General features: G+C 41.3%; 15 protein-coding genes. 4 read left to right on the top strand and 11 right to left on the bottom strand.

Features of this window, described 5'->3' with window-relative positions:
* Nucleotides 1-277 precede the first annotated feature (277 nt).
* From FC093_RS21655 to FC093_RS21620, 8 genes are all read right to left on the bottom strand, one after another.
* On the bottom strand, nt 278-475 hold the full coding sequence (locus tag FC093_RS21655) for a hypothetical protein (protein ID WP_137263907.1): 198 nt from the start codon (nt 473-475) through the stop codon (nt 278-280).
* Nucleotides 476-506: 31 nt separating this feature from the next.
* Nucleotides 507-989 carry a JAB domain-containing protein gene (locus tag FC093_RS21650; protein ID WP_240743406.1) on the bottom strand — a complete coding sequence of 161 codons (483 nt, stop codon included), beginning with the start codon at nt 987-989 and terminating at the stop codon, nt 507-509.
* A 321-nt stretch (nt 990-1,310) separates the two neighbouring features.
* Nucleotides 1,311-1,616 carry a MutS N-terminal domain-containing protein gene (locus FC093_RS21645; RefSeq protein ID WP_137263906.1) on the bottom strand — a complete coding sequence of 102 codons (306 nt, stop codon included), beginning with the start codon at nt 1,614-1,616 and terminating at the stop codon, nt 1,311-1,313.
* 75 nt (nt 1,617-1,691) lie between these two features.
* Nucleotides 1,692-2,732 (bottom strand): DUF932 domain-containing protein, encoded by a 1,041-nt coding sequence (locus FC093_RS21640; protein WP_137263905.1) that lies wholly within the window; start codon nt 2,730-2,732, stop codon nt 1,692-1,694.
* 83 nt (nt 2,733-2,815) lie between these two features.
* Nucleotides 2,816-3,235: a single-stranded DNA-binding protein gene (locus FC093_RS21635; RefSeq protein WP_137263904.1), complete on the bottom strand. Its 420-nt coding sequence runs from the start codon at nt 3,233-3,235 to the stop codon at nt 2,816-2,818.
* Nucleotides 3,236-3,285: 50 nt separating this feature from the next.
* A complete protein-coding gene (locus FC093_RS21630; RefSeq protein ID WP_137263903.1) occupies nt 3,286-3,495 on the bottom strand; it encodes a hypothetical protein in 210 nt (69 codons plus the stop codon).
* Between the two features lie 48 nt (nt 3,496-3,543).
* Nucleotides 3,544-3,801: a GIY-YIG nuclease family protein gene (locus tag FC093_RS21625; protein WP_137263902.1), complete on the bottom strand. Its 258-nt coding sequence runs from the start codon at nt 3,799-3,801 to the stop codon at nt 3,544-3,546.
* Between the two features lie 484 nt (nt 3,802-4,285).
* Nucleotides 4,286-5,383 carry a 3'-5' exonuclease gene (locus FC093_RS21620; RefSeq protein WP_170971184.1) on the bottom strand — a complete coding sequence of 366 codons (1,098 nt, stop codon included), beginning with the start codon at nt 5,381-5,383 and terminating at the stop codon, nt 4,286-4,288.
* 259 nt (nt 5,384-5,642) lie between these two features.
* Here FC093_RS21620 and FC093_RS21615 point away from each other — a divergent pair, with 259 nt between their 5' ends.
* The 3 genes from FC093_RS21615 to recD2 all read left to right on the top strand — a co-directional run bounded on the left by FC093_RS21615 (nt 5,643) and on the right by recD2 (nt 9,350).
* Nucleotides 5,643-5,891: a hypothetical protein gene (locus FC093_RS21615; protein ID WP_137263900.1), complete on the top strand. Its 249-nt coding sequence runs from the start codon at nt 5,643-5,645 to the stop codon at nt 5,889-5,891.
* Nucleotides 5,892-5,895: 4 nt separating this feature from the next.
* A complete protein-coding gene (locus FC093_RS21610; RefSeq protein WP_137263899.1) occupies nt 5,896-6,735 on the top strand; it encodes an SOS response-associated peptidase in 840 nt (279 codons plus the stop codon).
* Nucleotides 6,736-6,872: 137 nt separating this feature from the next.
* Nucleotides 6,873-9,350 carry an SF1B family DNA helicase RecD2 gene (gene recD2 / locus FC093_RS21605; RefSeq protein ID WP_137263898.1) on the top strand — a complete coding sequence of 826 codons (2,478 nt, stop codon included), beginning with the start codon at nt 6,873-6,875 and terminating at the stop codon, nt 9,348-9,350.
* A 76-nt stretch (nt 9,351-9,426) separates the two neighbouring features.
* Here recD2 and dinB read toward each other — a convergent pair whose 3' ends face one another.
* Together dinB and FC093_RS21595 are read right to left on the bottom strand one after the other, a co-directional pair.
* Entirely contained in the window at nt 9,427-10,608 is a 1,182-nt protein-coding gene (dinB, locus tag FC093_RS21600; RefSeq protein ID WP_137263897.1) for a DNA polymerase IV, read from the bottom strand.
* Nucleotides 10,608-13,565 (bottom strand): DNA polymerase III subunit alpha, encoded by a 2,958-nt coding sequence (locus FC093_RS21595; protein WP_137263896.1) that lies wholly within the window; start codon nt 13,563-13,565, stop codon nt 10,608-10,610. The genes dinB and FC093_RS21595 overlap by 1 nt, the downstream gene beginning before the upstream one ends.
* Nucleotides 13,566-14,680: 1,115 nt before the next feature.
* On the opposite strand from FC093_RS21595, the gene FC093_RS21585 reads away from it, so the two are divergent.
* The gene (locus tag FC093_RS21585; protein ID WP_137263895.1) at nt 14,681-15,211 is read left to right on the top strand and encodes a hypothetical protein; all 531 of its coding nucleotides are present in this window, start codon (nt 14,681-14,683) and stop codon (nt 15,209-15,211) included.
* A gap of 62 nt (nt 15,212-15,273) precedes the next feature.
* Here the strand turns inward: FC093_RS21585 and FC093_RS21580 are convergent, their stop codons facing one another.
* Nucleotides 15,274-16,590 (bottom strand): ATP-binding protein, encoded by a 1,317-nt coding sequence (locus FC093_RS21580; protein ID WP_137263894.1) that lies wholly within the window; start codon nt 16,588-16,590, stop codon nt 15,274-15,276.
* Nucleotides 16,591-17,151: the final 561 nt, after the last annotated feature.

Below are 17,151 nucleotides of genomic sequence, written 5' to 3'. Positions count from 1 at the left end.
TTAGCATATTTCAGACAATACATGGGTAAATTTTACCCATGTCAGGATGTGGTGAAAAATGAATAAAAATTCTGCTTGGAGGTGGGTATTGTTCAAGCATTAAAACGATGGCTTTTAAGACTTTTACCGTATAATCATGTCCTATTTAGTTGGGTATTGAATTGTAATTTTTGTCCAGGGCTGCAGAACAAAAATTGCTGCACAGATGAACAAGAAATTAGCAGCAATCTCACAGAACTTCAATCTATGAAATTGCCGCTAAACTTTCATTTAATCTTCATCGTAATGTGGAACGATAATAACTTTCACAATCTAAAGGCTCTTTATTTTCAACATCACATTGTTGCCTGTGTTTAAAATACTTTTCCATGAAGGCAGCGGAAGTTTGAAAGCCGCTTTCTGTATGCATAATTACAATCTGCCGTGTGCCTTTAGGATGTTTTCTTTGCCATTTCATCATCTTTTTGTAGCTCATAAAGGGTATATTTAAAAGTGATTAGATTTATTTACATCCACCCTTCATCTGCAAAAGAATAATAACCTTCTGTGGAGATAATTAAATGGTCTATTACCTCTATATCCAGCAACTTTCCGCCATCCTTAATTTTTTGGGTTAATTGTTTATCCGGTGTGCTGGGTTTCAGGTTACCGGAAGGATGATTGTGAGCCAGTATAATATAGCTTGCTGCAGCTTTTAGAGCAGCTATAAAAACTATTTTCGGGTCAGCTATCGTTCCTGCAAGTCCACCTGTAGATATTTCATAAATGCCTAACACCCGGTTAGACCTGTTCAGCAATAAAATTTTAAACTGTTCAACAAACTCCATTTTGTTTTCGTCCCAATACTGTTTAAACAATTTATATACTTCTTTAGAGGTGCTTACCTGTGGTCTTTCAGATGCTTTTACTTTACTTTTATACACCAGTTCCACTTCACTTACCTGCATACCATTTTGTACTTTACAAGGGCTTTCCATAATCTTTTTCATAGTTTTAAAATTTATTATGGTGCACCATTCAGCTTCGGGACAATAAAGGCAAGGGAGGAACGGAATAAATGTCCCCGCAACGCATTACTCATCCGAAGGATACAATGGGTTTATGCCGGAAATTCCCTTGCCGCTTCAGCCGTCCCGTAAGCTAACTTTGTAGCAGAATGAATGAAGAAAATAGCTTTATCTTTTCAAATGTTTTCAGAATTACAGTGCTCTATACAACTACTATAAACGGGCTTCAAAAGGTTTTCTTTGCCAAGCTTTCTTTTCCAAAAAGAAAGTGGCTCTCAAAAGAGCCGCTTCTATACCACCGAATTATTTTTTGAAAGCACTTAAGGGGTCGCAAAGGGCAATTCTGCAACCGCCTTTTATTATATCACGCAGCAATTTATCCGTATTGTAATAAGGCACGTTACAATAGGGTTTAGCAGTGCTGTTTTCTGCTATTTTTATTTTCATTAGGGTGCTGACTATTTCCGCATCATTGCCGAAAGTATAATAATGGTCATCCTTTCTTACTAACACAATAACATCGGGGAATTTTACTTTCATGTGTTGCCACACCTGAAAGGTGGGCTGCAGTGCTTTTTCTTCTGTTTTGATGGAATTATTAGTATTCATAAGTTGATTGCTGTATTGAATTTTAATAAAAAGAGAGCGCAGGGCGAAGTGTATTCACACTCCGCCCTGTGTAGTTTAATTCAGATATAAAATACTGTCTCCATTTGCTGCATAATCCGCACACAAGTTGAATGCTGCCTGTGCTTTTTGCTGTCCCATACCGCCAAACAGCAATGATTTTAGCTTTGCTTCCTCACTCTTGTAATTGCGTACATTTTGCAAGTACCCGGTTACGGCATTGTATGCGCCGAACAGCGTACCTTTGGTTGTCTCTAATTGCTGGCTTGGGCTGTTAAGTGCATACTCAAAAGCATTGTTGCACATACTGGTAAATTGGGCAGATAATTCCTCCTGTTTACCTGCTTTAATATTGCGCAATACTTCCCTGTTCGGCACCAGTGCTAGCTGTATCAATTTTAATACAGCTTCATCCGTAATACGCACCTTTGACCAGCTATTGAAAATATTTTCCAATTCGGTTGAAAGCGTATTAGTAATACCCACCAGTTGATGTGCTTGTTCCAGCCTTTCCTTTGCATTGGCAATATGGCGTATTTTGATGCTATTACTCCTGTTTTTAAGGGCTGCGTTAAGCGTATTGTTACACACAATTCTTACAGGTGTAAAGGCAGCCGTAATGCTACCGCTGCCGTCATGCGAAGTGGTTAAGAACAGGTATTGTTCTATTAAATCTTCCCTGCCTATCCTGATGTACCTGGGAAGTTTTGCAGTAATAAAAATACGCTCGCCTTTGCCGAGTGCGCCGGCTGTTTCATAAAGAATGCCTTCACCTTGTACAATAGCATCAAAAAACTGGAAAGCATCTTTGTTCTGCACTACTTCATATTGCCTGCCCACTACTCCTAAAACAGCTTGTGTATCGGTGCGTACCGTAGCTAAATATTCCGGTACTTTCAGGTCAGTAGTATCGTTGGTTTTATTGAGTGTAAATAGCGGTCTTTTTTCAACAATAAAGTTCAATCCTGCATACTCCAATGCCTGTTTACTGGTAGGGTATTCGTTTACGATTTGCCCCAGTCCATGCCAGGGCTTTTCATTAACGGAAAAGAAGGAATGTTTGCCTGTTTGCTCATTAAAATGGATGTTGTGTGCCATAGTGTGTTACCCAGCTTTTACTTGTATGCCGCAGGCGGTACTACTGCGGTTTTGTAGATTAATAATGGAATATGGATTTAGAGTTAAAAGGGTATATCGTCCTCTTCCTGCAATGTTGTACCGGTGTTCATTGATGGCTTAGGTAAAGCATTTACAACCGTATTTTCCGGCTTGTCGTTGCCATCCTTTTTGTTACTTGTGCCATGTACTTTAATGGTACTGCAAATAGCATTTAAATTAGCTCTTGCTTCGCCACCGCCACTCACATAAACGGTGGTGAATAACCTCCCGCTTATTTCTACTACGGAGCCTTTCAAAAGCCTTTGTGCAACGGTCGTGTTCTTCCAATAACTGCACCTTATATATTGTGTAGCCTGTTTCCCTTCAGCTGCACCTTTTGGCTTGTAGTAGTCATTAATTGCAAGTGTAAAATTGACTACCTTCCGTTCATCTTTAAGTGTACTAATAATAGCATTTGCTGTTAATCTTCCGGTGAATTCCATAACTGTAAATTTTAAATGGTGAATGAATAAAAAACTGTATAAGAAATGAGTTATTGATTACTGAATAAAGTGAGGTCTGACAGTTGAATTTTATTGGGATAAAAGCTGTGCGAATGGCGTTTAACAAGGTAGTAAATAGTAATGTCCTCGTTAAGGGTAATTGCCCATGCAGCACGCAACGATTTAGCACGGCTGCACTTCTTTTTGCGCTGTATTTCCCATGACAAGCGCATGAGACAGGATAAATTTTCTGATTGCATAATGGAAAAGAATTGAAGTTGTAAACAATAATGTTGTGCTATGAATGCTTAATGATTGTTACGACAAACAGGACAAAAACACCGGGACTTTTTACGGTTCTTTAGTCTGCGTTCCAACTCGCGGTCGCCCTGTTCCCATATCCGCACTACTTCCCACTGAATACCTTCGTTGTTTACTGCCATTAGCAGCTTTGCTCCCTTATTGCTCCGGTGCTTTTTGATGCGCTGCTTTAGGTTCTTATCTACATAGCCAATGTAGTGTTGTGCATGGTGCAGTTTCTCTTGAAAGTGTATCAGGTAAACCATAAAAAACTGTTTTGTAAAAGAAAAAGGACAAAAAGAAAGCTGCTGAAAAAGCAGGCTGCCGTGAGCCAAAAGGAATCGGAATAAAAGAGGGCTTTTGTGGGTGGGAATAGGTGTTTATGCCGAAGTCTTTTGGCAGCTTTTGGAGTAGGTTTTACAGTGAAAGCCTGCACAGCTTTGCGCTCCTTTTTGTCCTGTTCGTTACAAAACAGTGCACCTTATATTCTCATCATAAAAGGGCATTTTTAAAGGTTAAATAGCATGTAAAGTATCTAAATCAACTGCCTTTTAATAGCAAGTGTTTACAGGAATAATTTTTACTTTTTCAAAAATTTTGCAGAAATGTAAACAATCAACCCTTGGTGTTTAGGGGATCAATGAAGTAAGAATTAACAGGGGCTTTGAGAGTGTTTAATATTTAATAAGAAAATTCATAAGCGGCCATTGATTAATATTCTATTAGTATCTTAACCAATGGCTGACTCCTTTATATTGTTTGAAAATTACTTGAAAGTGCTGATTGAATATCAACTGAACCTTCGATAGTGTTTAAGTGATTTTTTAATAAGAACAGCGCAGTACGTTTTTCATCCTCATTAGCAAAGTAAAGTGGTGGCACCTCGTTTCCGGTGTATGTAATGGTTAGCTTTTTATCAGTTCGTGTAACTATAAAGGGAAGAATATTCGTTTCAGAAGCTATTGCCTGATATAAGGCAAGCATTTTATCTGCTGAGGCAATAATTCCTTTTACCTTCAGCCATTCGTCACAAATTTTATGGCAATGATGCTGCAATTTAATGCGCTTGATTGCCATCTTCATTTCAACAGAACTACCGCTTTCGTTTGCAAGCCAGTCCAGGTAAGATTGATGGTCTTTATTATCAAGATCCACTGCATGGTCCCTGTACTTTCCAAACTTATATATAATCTGCCCTTTTTTATTTCTGCCAAATTTGCCACTGAAATCAACAATATAGTCACTGTCACAAGAGTAGTTATACAGGAAGTTTACGTTTGGTTTCAAATCTTCATAGTGCAGCAGTTGATGCTTTAAGACTTTCATCGTAGCTTCCACATCAGCCTGGGCAGAATGTGCTTTTGTAAGTTCTTCTTTACAATAATACCGTACAGCTGCTGATAAATCTCGTGGCTCCTTTTTGGTGTAAACCGATAAGACATCTATTACCTTGGTTTCTGTTAAAAGAATAGGATACAGCTTGCAGCGATGAAATTCTTCCATTAGTATGGGAATATCAAAGCGGCGAATATTATACCCGGCAAGATCGCAATTCTTGAAAAAATCATACACGTTATCTGCAACATCACAGAATGCGGGTTTGTCAGCTACCATCCCGTTAGTAATACCGTGTATCTCTGTGGCAGCTTCTGGTATTTCTATACAAGGATTAAGTAAATAGTGCAAGGAAGACTGGCTGCCATCAGGATTGAGTTTGATTGCAGACAACTCAACAATACGATCACGCTGGTAATCTAAACCAGTCGTTTCAAGGTCAAAAAATATAAGCGGCTTTTCTAATTGTAGAAATACATTTGCATTGTATGCAGACTCTTCTTGTTGGTTCATTGCACTACTAAAGTATATAGGAGGCATAAATTCTCAAAGTGATGTGAGTAGAATGTGCATTTCTCGTGCAACGTATAGAAATAGAGGACAATAGCATTCGCTTCAAAAAAGAGGCATTAAGAGCAGCATATTTGTTTAAAGTTATTTTTACATGCTACATTGATCACAATCCTGACCTATCGTAAAGGAATTCCCGGCTGAAGAAAAACTGTTCAGCCTGCACAGAATTACAGAATAAATATTCCTATTTTAGCTTTACATGAATAACAATGGAGGCAATTTCGAATTAGCGTATAAAGGGAGTAATCTCAAAGTACAGGAGCACCAGGTTGCAGGACAAACCATTTTCAGAATTGTATTTCCCGACAGCCGTAAACCATTGGTAGTTACCAGAGCAACACGTAGTAACTATACTGATTTCTGGACCTCTGTACCGGAAGGAAGACAACAGGAAGCAGAGGAGATTGGTGCTCTTATTTCTGAATATTTAACTACTAAAGCGAACTAACTGTATGTGCTACTATAATGGACAGAAAGTAACAAGGGAAGAGTTCATCCGGTTAAAGCATCTGGAAAAGCTGGTAGCTAATTATGACTTCCTTAATCAACCGGTACAGATCGGTTTTGATTACAACCTCAATGCAATACTGAAGCGCTATCCTGATAAGGAGGACTTTGATATTGTGCAGATGGAGTGGGGCTTTATTCCTACAGGTTGCAAGACAGTAGCTGATGTTCATAAATGGAGAAATGGTTATTATGATAGCAACAACAGATTTATAGCACCTGTGCCTACACTCAATGCGCAGGGTGAAAAACTACTCTATCCGGGAAGTATGTATGAAGATGCCGCCAGATACAGGCGGTGCCTGGTACTATCCACCGGCTTCTTTGAATCAAGGCATTTCTACCGCAAGAACAAAAGAACAGGTCAGCCGGTGAAAACACCGGATACTTACCCTTACTACATTACCCTGAAAGACAGAGAATACTTCTATATGGCGGGCATCTGGCAGCCGTGGATAGACCAGCTAACGGGTGAATACCGGGAAACCTTTGCCATTGTAACCACCAATGCGGTTGGTCATAAGCTGATGGAACAGGTGCATAACAGCAAGAAAAGAATGCCGGTTATCCTGAATGAAGACCTTGCTTACGAATGGCTTTTTGATAACTTGGAAGACAGAAGATTATTGCAGATTGCAAAAACACAATACCCATCAGCAGGAATGCAGGCTTGTACTGTTGCTAAGAATTATAAAAATGCACTGGAACCTACCAAAGAACATATGTATGCAGATTTGCCGGCACTGGAATTAACGGTGAACACTGGTAATTTATTCTCCTCTTAATAATTACGGCAAGCTGCCAAACTGAATTTGAATTAAAACACTAAACTGCTTTTTAAAAGACGAGAATGTACCGATCTTTTGTATATATTCATAAGCCGCAGGTGTACATCTATCTTCAATTTTGTTTATCTTGATAGATGTTTGTGCACGACCAACAACCTTCAGGGGAGCTAGAAAAATTGTCCGGTATTGTTCAGCGAATCACGTTTCACAGTGTTGAAACCGGTTATACGGTGCTCAAGGTCAGCAGCTTTCAAAAGCCACAGGAAGCGCTCACCGTGGTTGTCCATCAATCCAAAGTATTTGCAGGCGCTACCCTGGACTTTTATGGTGAGTGGATTCATCATTCGCAATACGGTTTGCAGTTTAAAGCTGTTAAGGTTGTTGAGAGAAAACCTGCCACTACCCATGCACTGGAAAAATACTTAGGCTCCGGACTGATCAAAGGCGTAGGTCCGGCAACCGCCAGAAAAATCGTGAAGCATTTCGGAGAAAAAACACTCGACATTTTCGACCACGCTATGGAGAGATTGACCGAAGTACCCGGCATTGCGGAAGGAAAGCTGAACATGATCAGAACAGCATGGATAGAGCACCAGGAGATCCGCAATGTGATGCTGTTTTTGCAAGCTCACCAGATTTCTACGCTGTTTGCGGTGAAGATTTATAAAATGTATGGCAATGAAGCCATTGAAGTGGTTAAAACCAACCCCTACCGTTTAGCCATGGACATTCACGGTATTGGCTTTTTCTCTGCCGATAAAGTAGCCCTAAGTCTGGGAATAGCTAAGGACGCTCCGGAACGCATCGGGGCGGGTATTGAACACGTATTACAAAATGCAAGAGAGGAAGGACATTGCTATCTTACCCAGGAGCAGTTGAATGAAGGCGTAATGGAACGCTTATCCTTAGAGGATATCACTGCACTGGATAATACCTTGGAGGCACTGGAGCAGAAAGGAGCGCTTAAGATCAGGCTGGTGCCAGACAAACACGGTAACATACAAAAGTGCTTTTATGCTCACTCCCTTTATTACGATGAGCAATATATTGCTACTAAAGTAAAGCTGTTTGTCTCCCAAAGCGTTAATAGCAACAGCAAAGAACTGTTGCAACATCTGGAAGCGTATTGCAGGCTGCATCAGATTACTTTAAGTGAAGAACAGCACTACAGTGTACTGCAAATAGCTGCCGAGCCACTTTCCATTCTTACTGGCGGACCGGGCTGTGGCAAAACCACTACTACGCGTGCGCTGGTAGGCGTACTGCAAAGCACCGGCAGGCAGGTGATGCTGGCAGCTCCTACCGGCAGGGCAGCCCAGCGCATGAGTGAGGTCATTGGCAGGGAGGCTAAAACCATTCACCGGCTGCTCGAATGGGATGCAGCCAAAGGTAATTTTAAGCGCAATGAGTCCTATACTTTACCTGCCGATGTGCTCATCCTGGATGAATGCTCCATGCTGGATGTGCATCTGGCAGCAGCCGTGCTCCGGGCGGTGCCCCTGCAGTGTCAGGTAGTGCTGATAGGCGATGCCGACCAATTGCCGGCTGTAGGCGCTGGTAATGTACTTAAAGACCTCATTGCCTCCGGCGTCGTGCCCTGCCATAAACTGACTAAAATATTCCGGCAGGCAGAACAGTCGCTGATTATCTCCTATGCCCACCAGATCAATAAGGGAATAGTACCCAGGATTGAATCGCCTTTTCATAAGCCCCAGGTATGGAAAGAGCACCAGGATAGTTTGTTTATTGATTCGGAAGAAGCCACCAGTGAACAACTGAAGTTTATTGCAAGGGTTAAGCGGCTGACGGGTAAACCAGCCACAGGAATTACCAATACATTGACACTTAATGAAGAAGCAGCTATCTACCACCAGGACAGCCATTTTTCCATTCCTGCTAAATTCAGCCATGTGGATATAGAAGCGTTGGCAGCAACCCGCAGCTATAGTGAGGAGTTAAGGGAAGTGCTCCGTCAGGTGCATCCCTGGTCTTCGTTGCATTACGGCTATTCAGCAGGTGCCATCATCGAAAAGCTCTATCAGGAGATTATTCCAAAGTATTACGGCCAGGAAGTGGAAGTACAAATCCTTTCTCCCATGACAAGAGGCAGCCTTGGTACTGCCAGCCTTAATAAAGTTATCCAGGAACGGGTGAACCCCGCAAGCGAAGGCAAGGGCGAGTTAACGGTAGGCGGAAGAGTCTTTCGCGAAGGTGACCGGCTGATCCAAAAACGTAATAACTATGACCTGAATGTATTCAATGGTGACATTGGGCAAATCACAAGCGTAGATAATGAAGTTATGCAGCTATCGGTGGGCTTCAGAGCGGGAAAGGAGATAAAAGAAGTAGCGTATGAAAGGGATCAACTCCTGGAACTGGACCTCGCTTATGCCATTACCATTCATAAAGCACAGGGCAGTGAGTTTGAAGCTGTCATTATCCCCGTGGTCAACCAGCACTTTAATATGCTATTCAGAAACCTGATATATACCGGCATTACCAGAGCTAAGCAACTGGCAGTTTTTGTAGGCACCAGAAAAGCATTGGCTCTGGCAGTTAACAAACAAAATACTGCCATCCGGCAGACCGCCCTGCAATTCTTACTCCAGTAGCCGGTAAGATAGCACTTGAATTACAAATAAGATATGGGGGTTCATATGCTGTTTGTTTAGGCAGTGCCACATACATTTATGCCATGGGCTTCCGGTTGTTCGTTGCGCTGTTTCCTGATGCACGCATCAGGTATTTTTCACCATATTGACTTTTGATACTGTCCATAGCCTGGTGCAGTTTTAAAGATTCCTGCGAGTCATTAAACATATCAATCTGGTGGGTGCCGCCAATCAGATCGGTAAAGCGAACGCCTACCAATCTTACCAACTGCCTTTTGGTATATAAACTGGTAAACAGTTCCTTTACCTTTTGAATCAGCACATTATCAAAAGCGGTATAATCAATCGTCATTTGCTTTTGTTCTGTTTGAAAGTCGCTATACCGGATTTTGACCGCCACACAGCCGGTCAGTCTCCTTTGTAACCGAAGCTCAAAAGCAATCTTCTCCGTCATGCGAATTAATTCCTGATGGATAAATTTTAAATCTATGGTATCTGTACTAAATGTTTCTTCGGTGCTGATGGATTTTTGTTCCCGGTAAGGAATAACCGGCATTTCATCAATGCCGTTGGCTTTACGGTGCAGTTCAATGCCAGGCTTGCCTAACAGGTTATACAACATGTTTACCGGTATCTCACTCAATATTTTTACCGTTTCCACACCCATCTTCAACAATTTATAACCCACTTCCTTTCCAACGCCTGGTATTTTCATAATGCTCAGTGGAGAAAGGAATGTTTTTTCATTGCCAAAAGGAATTTCTATTTGCCCGTTGGGTTTAATTTCATTGGTCGCCACCTTGCTTACCAGTTTATTAGATGCCAAACCGTAAGAAATAGATAAACCACTTTCCCTAATAATCCTCCTTTTTAATTCATCACTGAATTGCAAGCAACCAAAGAACTTATCCATACCGGTAAGGTCAATATAAAACTCATCTATACTTGCCTTTTCAAACAGGGGCACCGTATCGCTTATGACATCCGTAACCAATCTTGAATAGCTACTGTAGGCTTCATAGTCGCTTTTAACGGTATAAGCATGCGAACATAAGCGCTGTGCTACTTTCATGGGCATACCGCTATGAATACCGAACTTTCTTGCTTCATAACTGCAGGAGGCTACTACGCCTCTGTCGCTCATACCACCTATCAGTACCGGCTTACCTTTAAGCTTAGGATTGCGTAAACATTCCACCGATACAAAAAAGGTATCTAAGTCCATGTGCGTGATATGTCTTGCAGCTGATAATAGCATTAACCTAAGTTTGCGTAACTGCGATTTTTATATCCAACTTTATACATGCCGGACACTTCAATACTGGGTACTCCAAAGTCTGCTACTACTTTACCTGTAATCTTGTAAAAACCACTGTTATGGATAGGGTATTTAGTCGCTACATCGGGAAAATGTACCGTATCAATCCAGTCTAAATTTCGGTCTATAAAAGATCCGAAATACATCATGTCGTTATTCCTGGTTACCACATGCTTATGGGCAATGAAGTAAACAATGGTGGTAACGATTGTGCCTGCTTTATCCTTTAAATCTCTTGCCGTTACATAGTTGCCACCGTCGTCTGCCACCAGCTCAAAGGGATTGGTAAGGGTAAAGCCCAGTATCTCCAATTGGTCGTATAAATCATCTAATGGATTGTCTGTTAGTTCCGGTAATGTAAACGCTAGGGGTTCCTCACAAAACAAGGGGATGCCTTTGTGTAATTGAGGCTGGTTCTTTTTTTGTAAAAAATTGGACTCCCACAACAACCGCTTTTTGGACTTCCCGGTAAAGCTAAAGGCGCCTACACTGATGAGGGTATTGAGCTGTTCCAAGCCAATGTTGGTGCGTTCTATAAAATCCTGCAGGTGATGATAAGGACCATTCTTTGTTCTTTCTTCCATCATCGTTGCTGTTAATCTGGAATGCAGCCCTTTGATGTGGATGAAGCCTACATATACTTCATTACCGCGGATGTTGGTGTATTCATCGCTGCTGTTTACGCAGGGAGCTTTGATTTGACCACCTATTTTCAATAACTCAATAAAGTATAACTCCCTTGAATAAAAGCCGCCAAAGTTGTTGATGACGCTCACCATAAACTCTTTGGGGTAGTACGTTTTTAAGTACAGGCTCTTATAGCTTTCTACTGCAAAAGAGGCGGAGTGTGCTTTATTGAAGGAATAACCGGCAAAGGAGACCATTTGCCGCCACACTTCACTGGCGAGTTCGTCTGAGTGTCCTATTACTTTGCAGTTGTCCATGAACTTTGCCTTCATCATGTTAAAGCGGTTGTGGTTGCGGTATTTGCCACTCATGGCACGCCGTAGTATGTCTGCTTCGCCCAACGACAGGTTAGCAAAGTAGTGCGCTATTTTGATCACATCTTCCTGGTACACCATGACGCCGAAGGTTTCAGATAAATGTTCTTCAAATAGGGGATGAATGTATTGGATGGTATCGCGGTTGTGATAACGATAGATATACTCCCGCATCATGCCCGAAGAGGCAACACCGGGACGGATGATGCTGCTGGCAGCCACTAAGGTGATATAATCATCACACCGGAGCTTTTTCAATAACTGGCGCATGGCGGGCGATTCAATGTAAAAGCAGCCGATGGTGTTTGCTTCGCGGATCTGTGTTTTTATCCTTTCATCATGGCGGAAGCGGGCGAAGTCGTGTATGTTTACCTCCACGCCTTTATTTTGCTTGATGAGTTGCAGGCATTCTTTGATGTGTCCTAAGCCCCGCTGGCTTAGAATATCAAACTTGTTGATGCCGATGTCCTCCGCAATAAACATATCCATTTGCACACCGGTAAAGCCTTTAGGCGGCAGGAATGCAGTAGCATAGGTATTTATCTTTTCTTCTGTGATCAGCATACCGCATGGGTGTATGGACATAATATTAGGAAAGCCTTTGAGCAGGTTGGCATAATGCAGCACAAGCTGCTGTATTTTATCTTCAGGGTGAATGGCTCTTTGCAGTGCTTTGATTTCTTCTTCCGGCAGCCCGAACACTTTGCCCAATTCGTGTATGGCAGCATCATGCTTAAAGGTGGAATAGGAGCCACATAAAGCAACGTGTTCCCTGCCGAATCGTTTAAAAATATAATCTATCATTTCATCCCGGTCTGTATAGCTAAAGTCAATATCAAAGTCGGGTGGCGAAGTTCTTTCAGGATTTAAGAAGCGTTCAAAGTATAGATTCAGCTCTAAAGGGTCTACGTCTGTGATGCCCAGGCAATAAGCTACGATGGAATTAGCGCCGCTGCCACGCCCCACATGATAAAAGCCCCGTGTATTGGCATATTGCACAATATCATTGTTGATCAGGAAGTACGCATTAAAGCCCAGATCGTTAATAATCTTTAGTTCTTTTTCCAGCCTTTCCAGAGCTGTTTTATTGTTCTTACCGTATCTTCTTACAAAGCCATCCTGCGCCAGTTTATACAGCAATACTCTATCGTCTTCTTTGCTTGCACTAAAGCATTTTTTTGTTTTGTCACTGTCAACATCTATCGAAATGTGGCAGGCATCTATCAGCTTGTACGTATTGATAATGATGAAGGGATAATCTTTAAAAGCCTGCAAAATGCAATCGGGTGAAACAAAGGTCTCCCGTTCTGAAGCCTGTGCTGCTGCCGACAATGTAGAAAGCAAACAGTTCTTGCTAATAGCGCGGAGCAGCCGGTGTAAATTAAAGTATGTTTTGTTCTGGAAGGTAATGGGCTGGAGCACTACCAGCTTGTCTTTATAGTTTTTCCAATCAATGGATATAAGCTTTGTCGTTTCCCAGGGTAGAATGCCTATATACTCATTGATGGATAAATCAGCTAATGGCTTTACACCTAATGGATAAATGATGAAGCCATCTGAATAGTCAGTAAAGATGATTGGGTTTTCGGAAGGTGCCGGAAAAGGCTTTTTTGCAATGATGTGTTCAGATAGAAATTCATGGATGCGGGTAAGCCCATTGTTATTAGCTGCCAGTAATATATACAACAGTTGATCCTCATTCCTGATTTCAGCACCCAACACCGGCTTGATGCCTGCTGCTAAACATAGCTTGTAAAATTCCCATTCGTCGTAGGTGCCGTTGATATTGGTGAGTGCTAAAGCAGTAACGCCCTTTTCAACTGCCGTGTTTACCAATTCTTCTGTGGAGAACGTGCCATAGCGCAAGCTGTAATATGTTTTACAGTTGAGGTACATAGTGATTAGTTGGTCTGTTTAGCTAAATATATTAGCAAATATTAGCTAAAATTTTGTGCCAACAAAATTCTGCTGTACAATTAGTTGTTTTAGTAAAGCATTTTAGAAGCAATTACTCAAAGCAAATGCAGTATAGATAAGACTTTGAGAATGTGAACAACTTTTTGAATAACTACATTAATAACCTATCTCTGTGCATTTATAAGATATTTATTCTTATCTCTACTTACTCATCATCCGAAATACCTCCTGAAAACTCCCCAAGGCACTTTCTAAATTCTCTGCTATCTCCTCCACCAGTACATCCGGGTCCGGCAGGTTGTCCAAGTCTGCAAGGGATTGATCTTTTAGCCAGGTAATGTCTAATGATGTTTTATCTCTTGCGACAACCTCTTCATAGGTAAATTTCCGCCACCTGCCTTCGAAATTGTAGTAGCGTTGTAGGTTTCTGTTCGCTTGTGTCGGTTGACAGGATTATAGCATTCAATGAAGCCGGCCAAATCCTCAAAATTCATCACGTCCTCTTTGAGGGTATGAGAAAGACCGGTAAAGCTGTTAAAACAGGGGAATCAAAGGCGCTTGATGCTGCTTTAAAGCAGAATTTGGAATAACGCTCACTACATTGTCTCAAATTATCGGTGTGTTGATAAACGAAGGGTTTACAAAGTCTAAATCGTGCATGAAAATAGATGAGCCTACTTTATTGAAAGTCTTATCAGAAATAGAAGGAGTAACAACTTACGATATCAATAACATATTGATCAATCTAACACTGTTGAAAAGAGCTAGTATTGGCGTACCCCCCTGCCGGATATACATTATTAATAATTTTCCCTTGGAGATACAATCGCTATATTTCCTATATCAGAAGGCCACTGGTAAAAATAATTAGAGACAAGGTCGTTTACTATTATTATGGTTACCGGCATTTAATGCAGTTTATTGAAAACTTATATTATCTCCTGGATTCAAGCAAGCTCCCCGCCGTTAAATCGGAAGAAATGAAAAGCTGGCTTGTCGCTGCTTCAGGTGAAAAGGGCAACCCTTTTAGGAAGTCCGTTAAGAAATGGTTTGAAGAAAACTCCGAGCACGAAGTTACACCTCATTAGATCAAGATGGATAAAGATGTATCAAAAGGTCACATAGAAACTGGGAAACACTATGGTGATATTGATCTGCTCGTGATTAGCCATGAAGATCGCATAATTTATCCCATAGAATGCAAGAATATTCAAGGTGGTCGGAATGTACACAAAATGAAAGTGGAAATGGTTGATTATCTCGGACGAGACGGCAATGACAAAAAAGTAAAAATGCGTAAGCACGTTGAACGTAACCGGTGGCTAAATGCTAATAAAGCTTTCTTGGCAAGGTTAGTGCCCAATACTGAGGGTTATACCATAAAGTCATTCATCTTAACTGCTGATAACATACCTCATCTAAAAAAGGATGATCTTCCATTACCAGTAAAATCATTTGCAATTTTTGAGAAAGAATGGACTATCTTATTTGTCAGACTTATAATGTCTCGCTTTCATCATATATTAGTAAAGGGTGCTGGCATGTTAAATGCACACAAAAACCAGCTTAAAAATTATTTTATGATCCCTGAGATGTTTGTACTACTATTGATAGCCACTAGTTGACTGCTGATTGCCTGTCCGCTTATCGGACATTTAACGGACATTTCGGACATTTAACGGACATTCTACTTCCTGAAGAGGTATTTAGATGATTTCTTATCTCCTGTTTTTACGAGCAGACCTAATGTTACTAATTCAGTTAAGTCACGTCTGGCTGTTCTGTCGGTTACACCAAATTTACTTTGGTAATTGCCGGTTGTAATCTCACCTGCTTCTTTCCATAACTGCAATGCCTGCTTTTGACGGTCGTTGAGATGATAGGTAGCCAGGAGATTTTCCTGATAAACATCTTTAAACAAAGTCACTAACATGCCACCGTCCTGCTCCTTCATTTCCGGCTCGGGCAAACCGGCTTCGCGGCAGGAGTTGATAATCTTTAGCGTACCTCGTCCCCAGGCGTCAATGTAGCCACCTTTAAAGCATACATCGGCAATTAACGGGTTTCGTGGTCGGGATGGATGCTGCCGTTTCAAAGCGTCTAATGTTAAGCCTTGGGGCAAGAAGCCTTCATTCCAGATGCTGAACCTGCTGTCGTACATCCTGATTTGCACCATGCTGCCCATGTAATCACGATGAACCAGGGCATTTAACAGCATTTCTCTTAATGCCGCTACGGGGTATTCTCCTTTTTCGATCCGTTGCAAGCCTTCAAAATTTACCGGCTTTACAAAGAATTTCCTATTAAGCGTATCCGGCACTTCGTTTAATAAATGCACCAGATTACCTTCGGCAGTTTCCTGAAAACGGAGGTCGTCATCAGTAGTACCAAAGCGCCCCATTTTCACCAGCATATTCGGGAAAAAACGTCCGGGGTCTTTGCCAAACAATATGATAGCTGCCCTTTTTAATTTACCTTCTTCGGTGAGCCTTAACTTTTCCAATAATTCTGCAAGGGATAATCCTTGCACATCAGGCAAACGTCCGCTTTTAGCAGCTACTTCTATAAACTGGTCAACAGCAGCCGTATTGATGTCTGTAATGGATGCTGATGGTTCTGTTACATCATCCCAGGTTTTACCGGTTTTGCGTAATAGGAATTCGGTTAGTGCGTTGCCTTTTAACTCTTGCCTGGTACTGCCGCTGCGGGTATAGAACACACCTCTGAGTGAAATGGGAACAGCATAAGGTGGCGTGACGATTTCCAAATAATGTTTGCCCTCCAGTTCATGCAAATTTACCTCTACCATAATGCCTAAAATGTCCCGGATCTTATTGGGTAAATCTTCCAGCAGTTTTTTATAATCAGGTACATCTACAACATTGCCTTTGTCGTCCTTACCTATGTAGATGGTACCTCCCTGGCTGTTAGCAAAGCCAACAATCCACTTCAGGTAATCTTCGTGCCAGCTTTGCTTGTATTCTATGTTTTGATGCTCGGGCATTATACTTGTTTGTCGTACTGCTGATTGTATCTTTATTCAGCTTTAAAAGATGCTACAACTTTAGGGTAAAAATCAGCAAAGTTTAAAGCTGCTTGATTTGCGGCAAGATAATTTACATTTTATAAAATATCTATTAGGGTATCGTCACTTATTCCAATAACGCTGCTTATAAAGGCTTTTACATAAGCTATTCAAATAAGTGCATCAACAATAAAAAGCACCTGTGAAAGCAGGAGTCTGCTGTTTACGAAGGAGACGTGATGAAAACTGCCACATTGCAAAAATAAATAAAGCCCCTGTAAAGACAGAGGCAGTTTTTTCAACCCTAAACCCTTAGAAAAACAGAGTTAAAGGTAAAAATAACACTCAAAAAATTAAAACGCTTTATCATACTGCTTCCTGCATGCACCTGCTTGTTGGTGCTGCTTATACTGCAGGCATAAAGCAGGAAAAGACCATCGAATAGGCTGGTGGTATTTATATACCGGACATGCCAGCGATACCCCCATTATTGGGATGGTGCGGCAAAAAGCAGGATTATGAGGCTTATTATACGGAACT

Source organism: Ilyomonas limi (assembly GCF_005233845.1).
Classification (GTDB): Bacteria; Bacteroidota; Bacteroidia; order Chitinophagales; family Chitinophagaceae; genus Ilyomonas; species Ilyomonas limi.
Note: the sequence above shows the minus strand (reverse complement) of the source record. Positions and strands in the feature narration are given on the sequence as shown.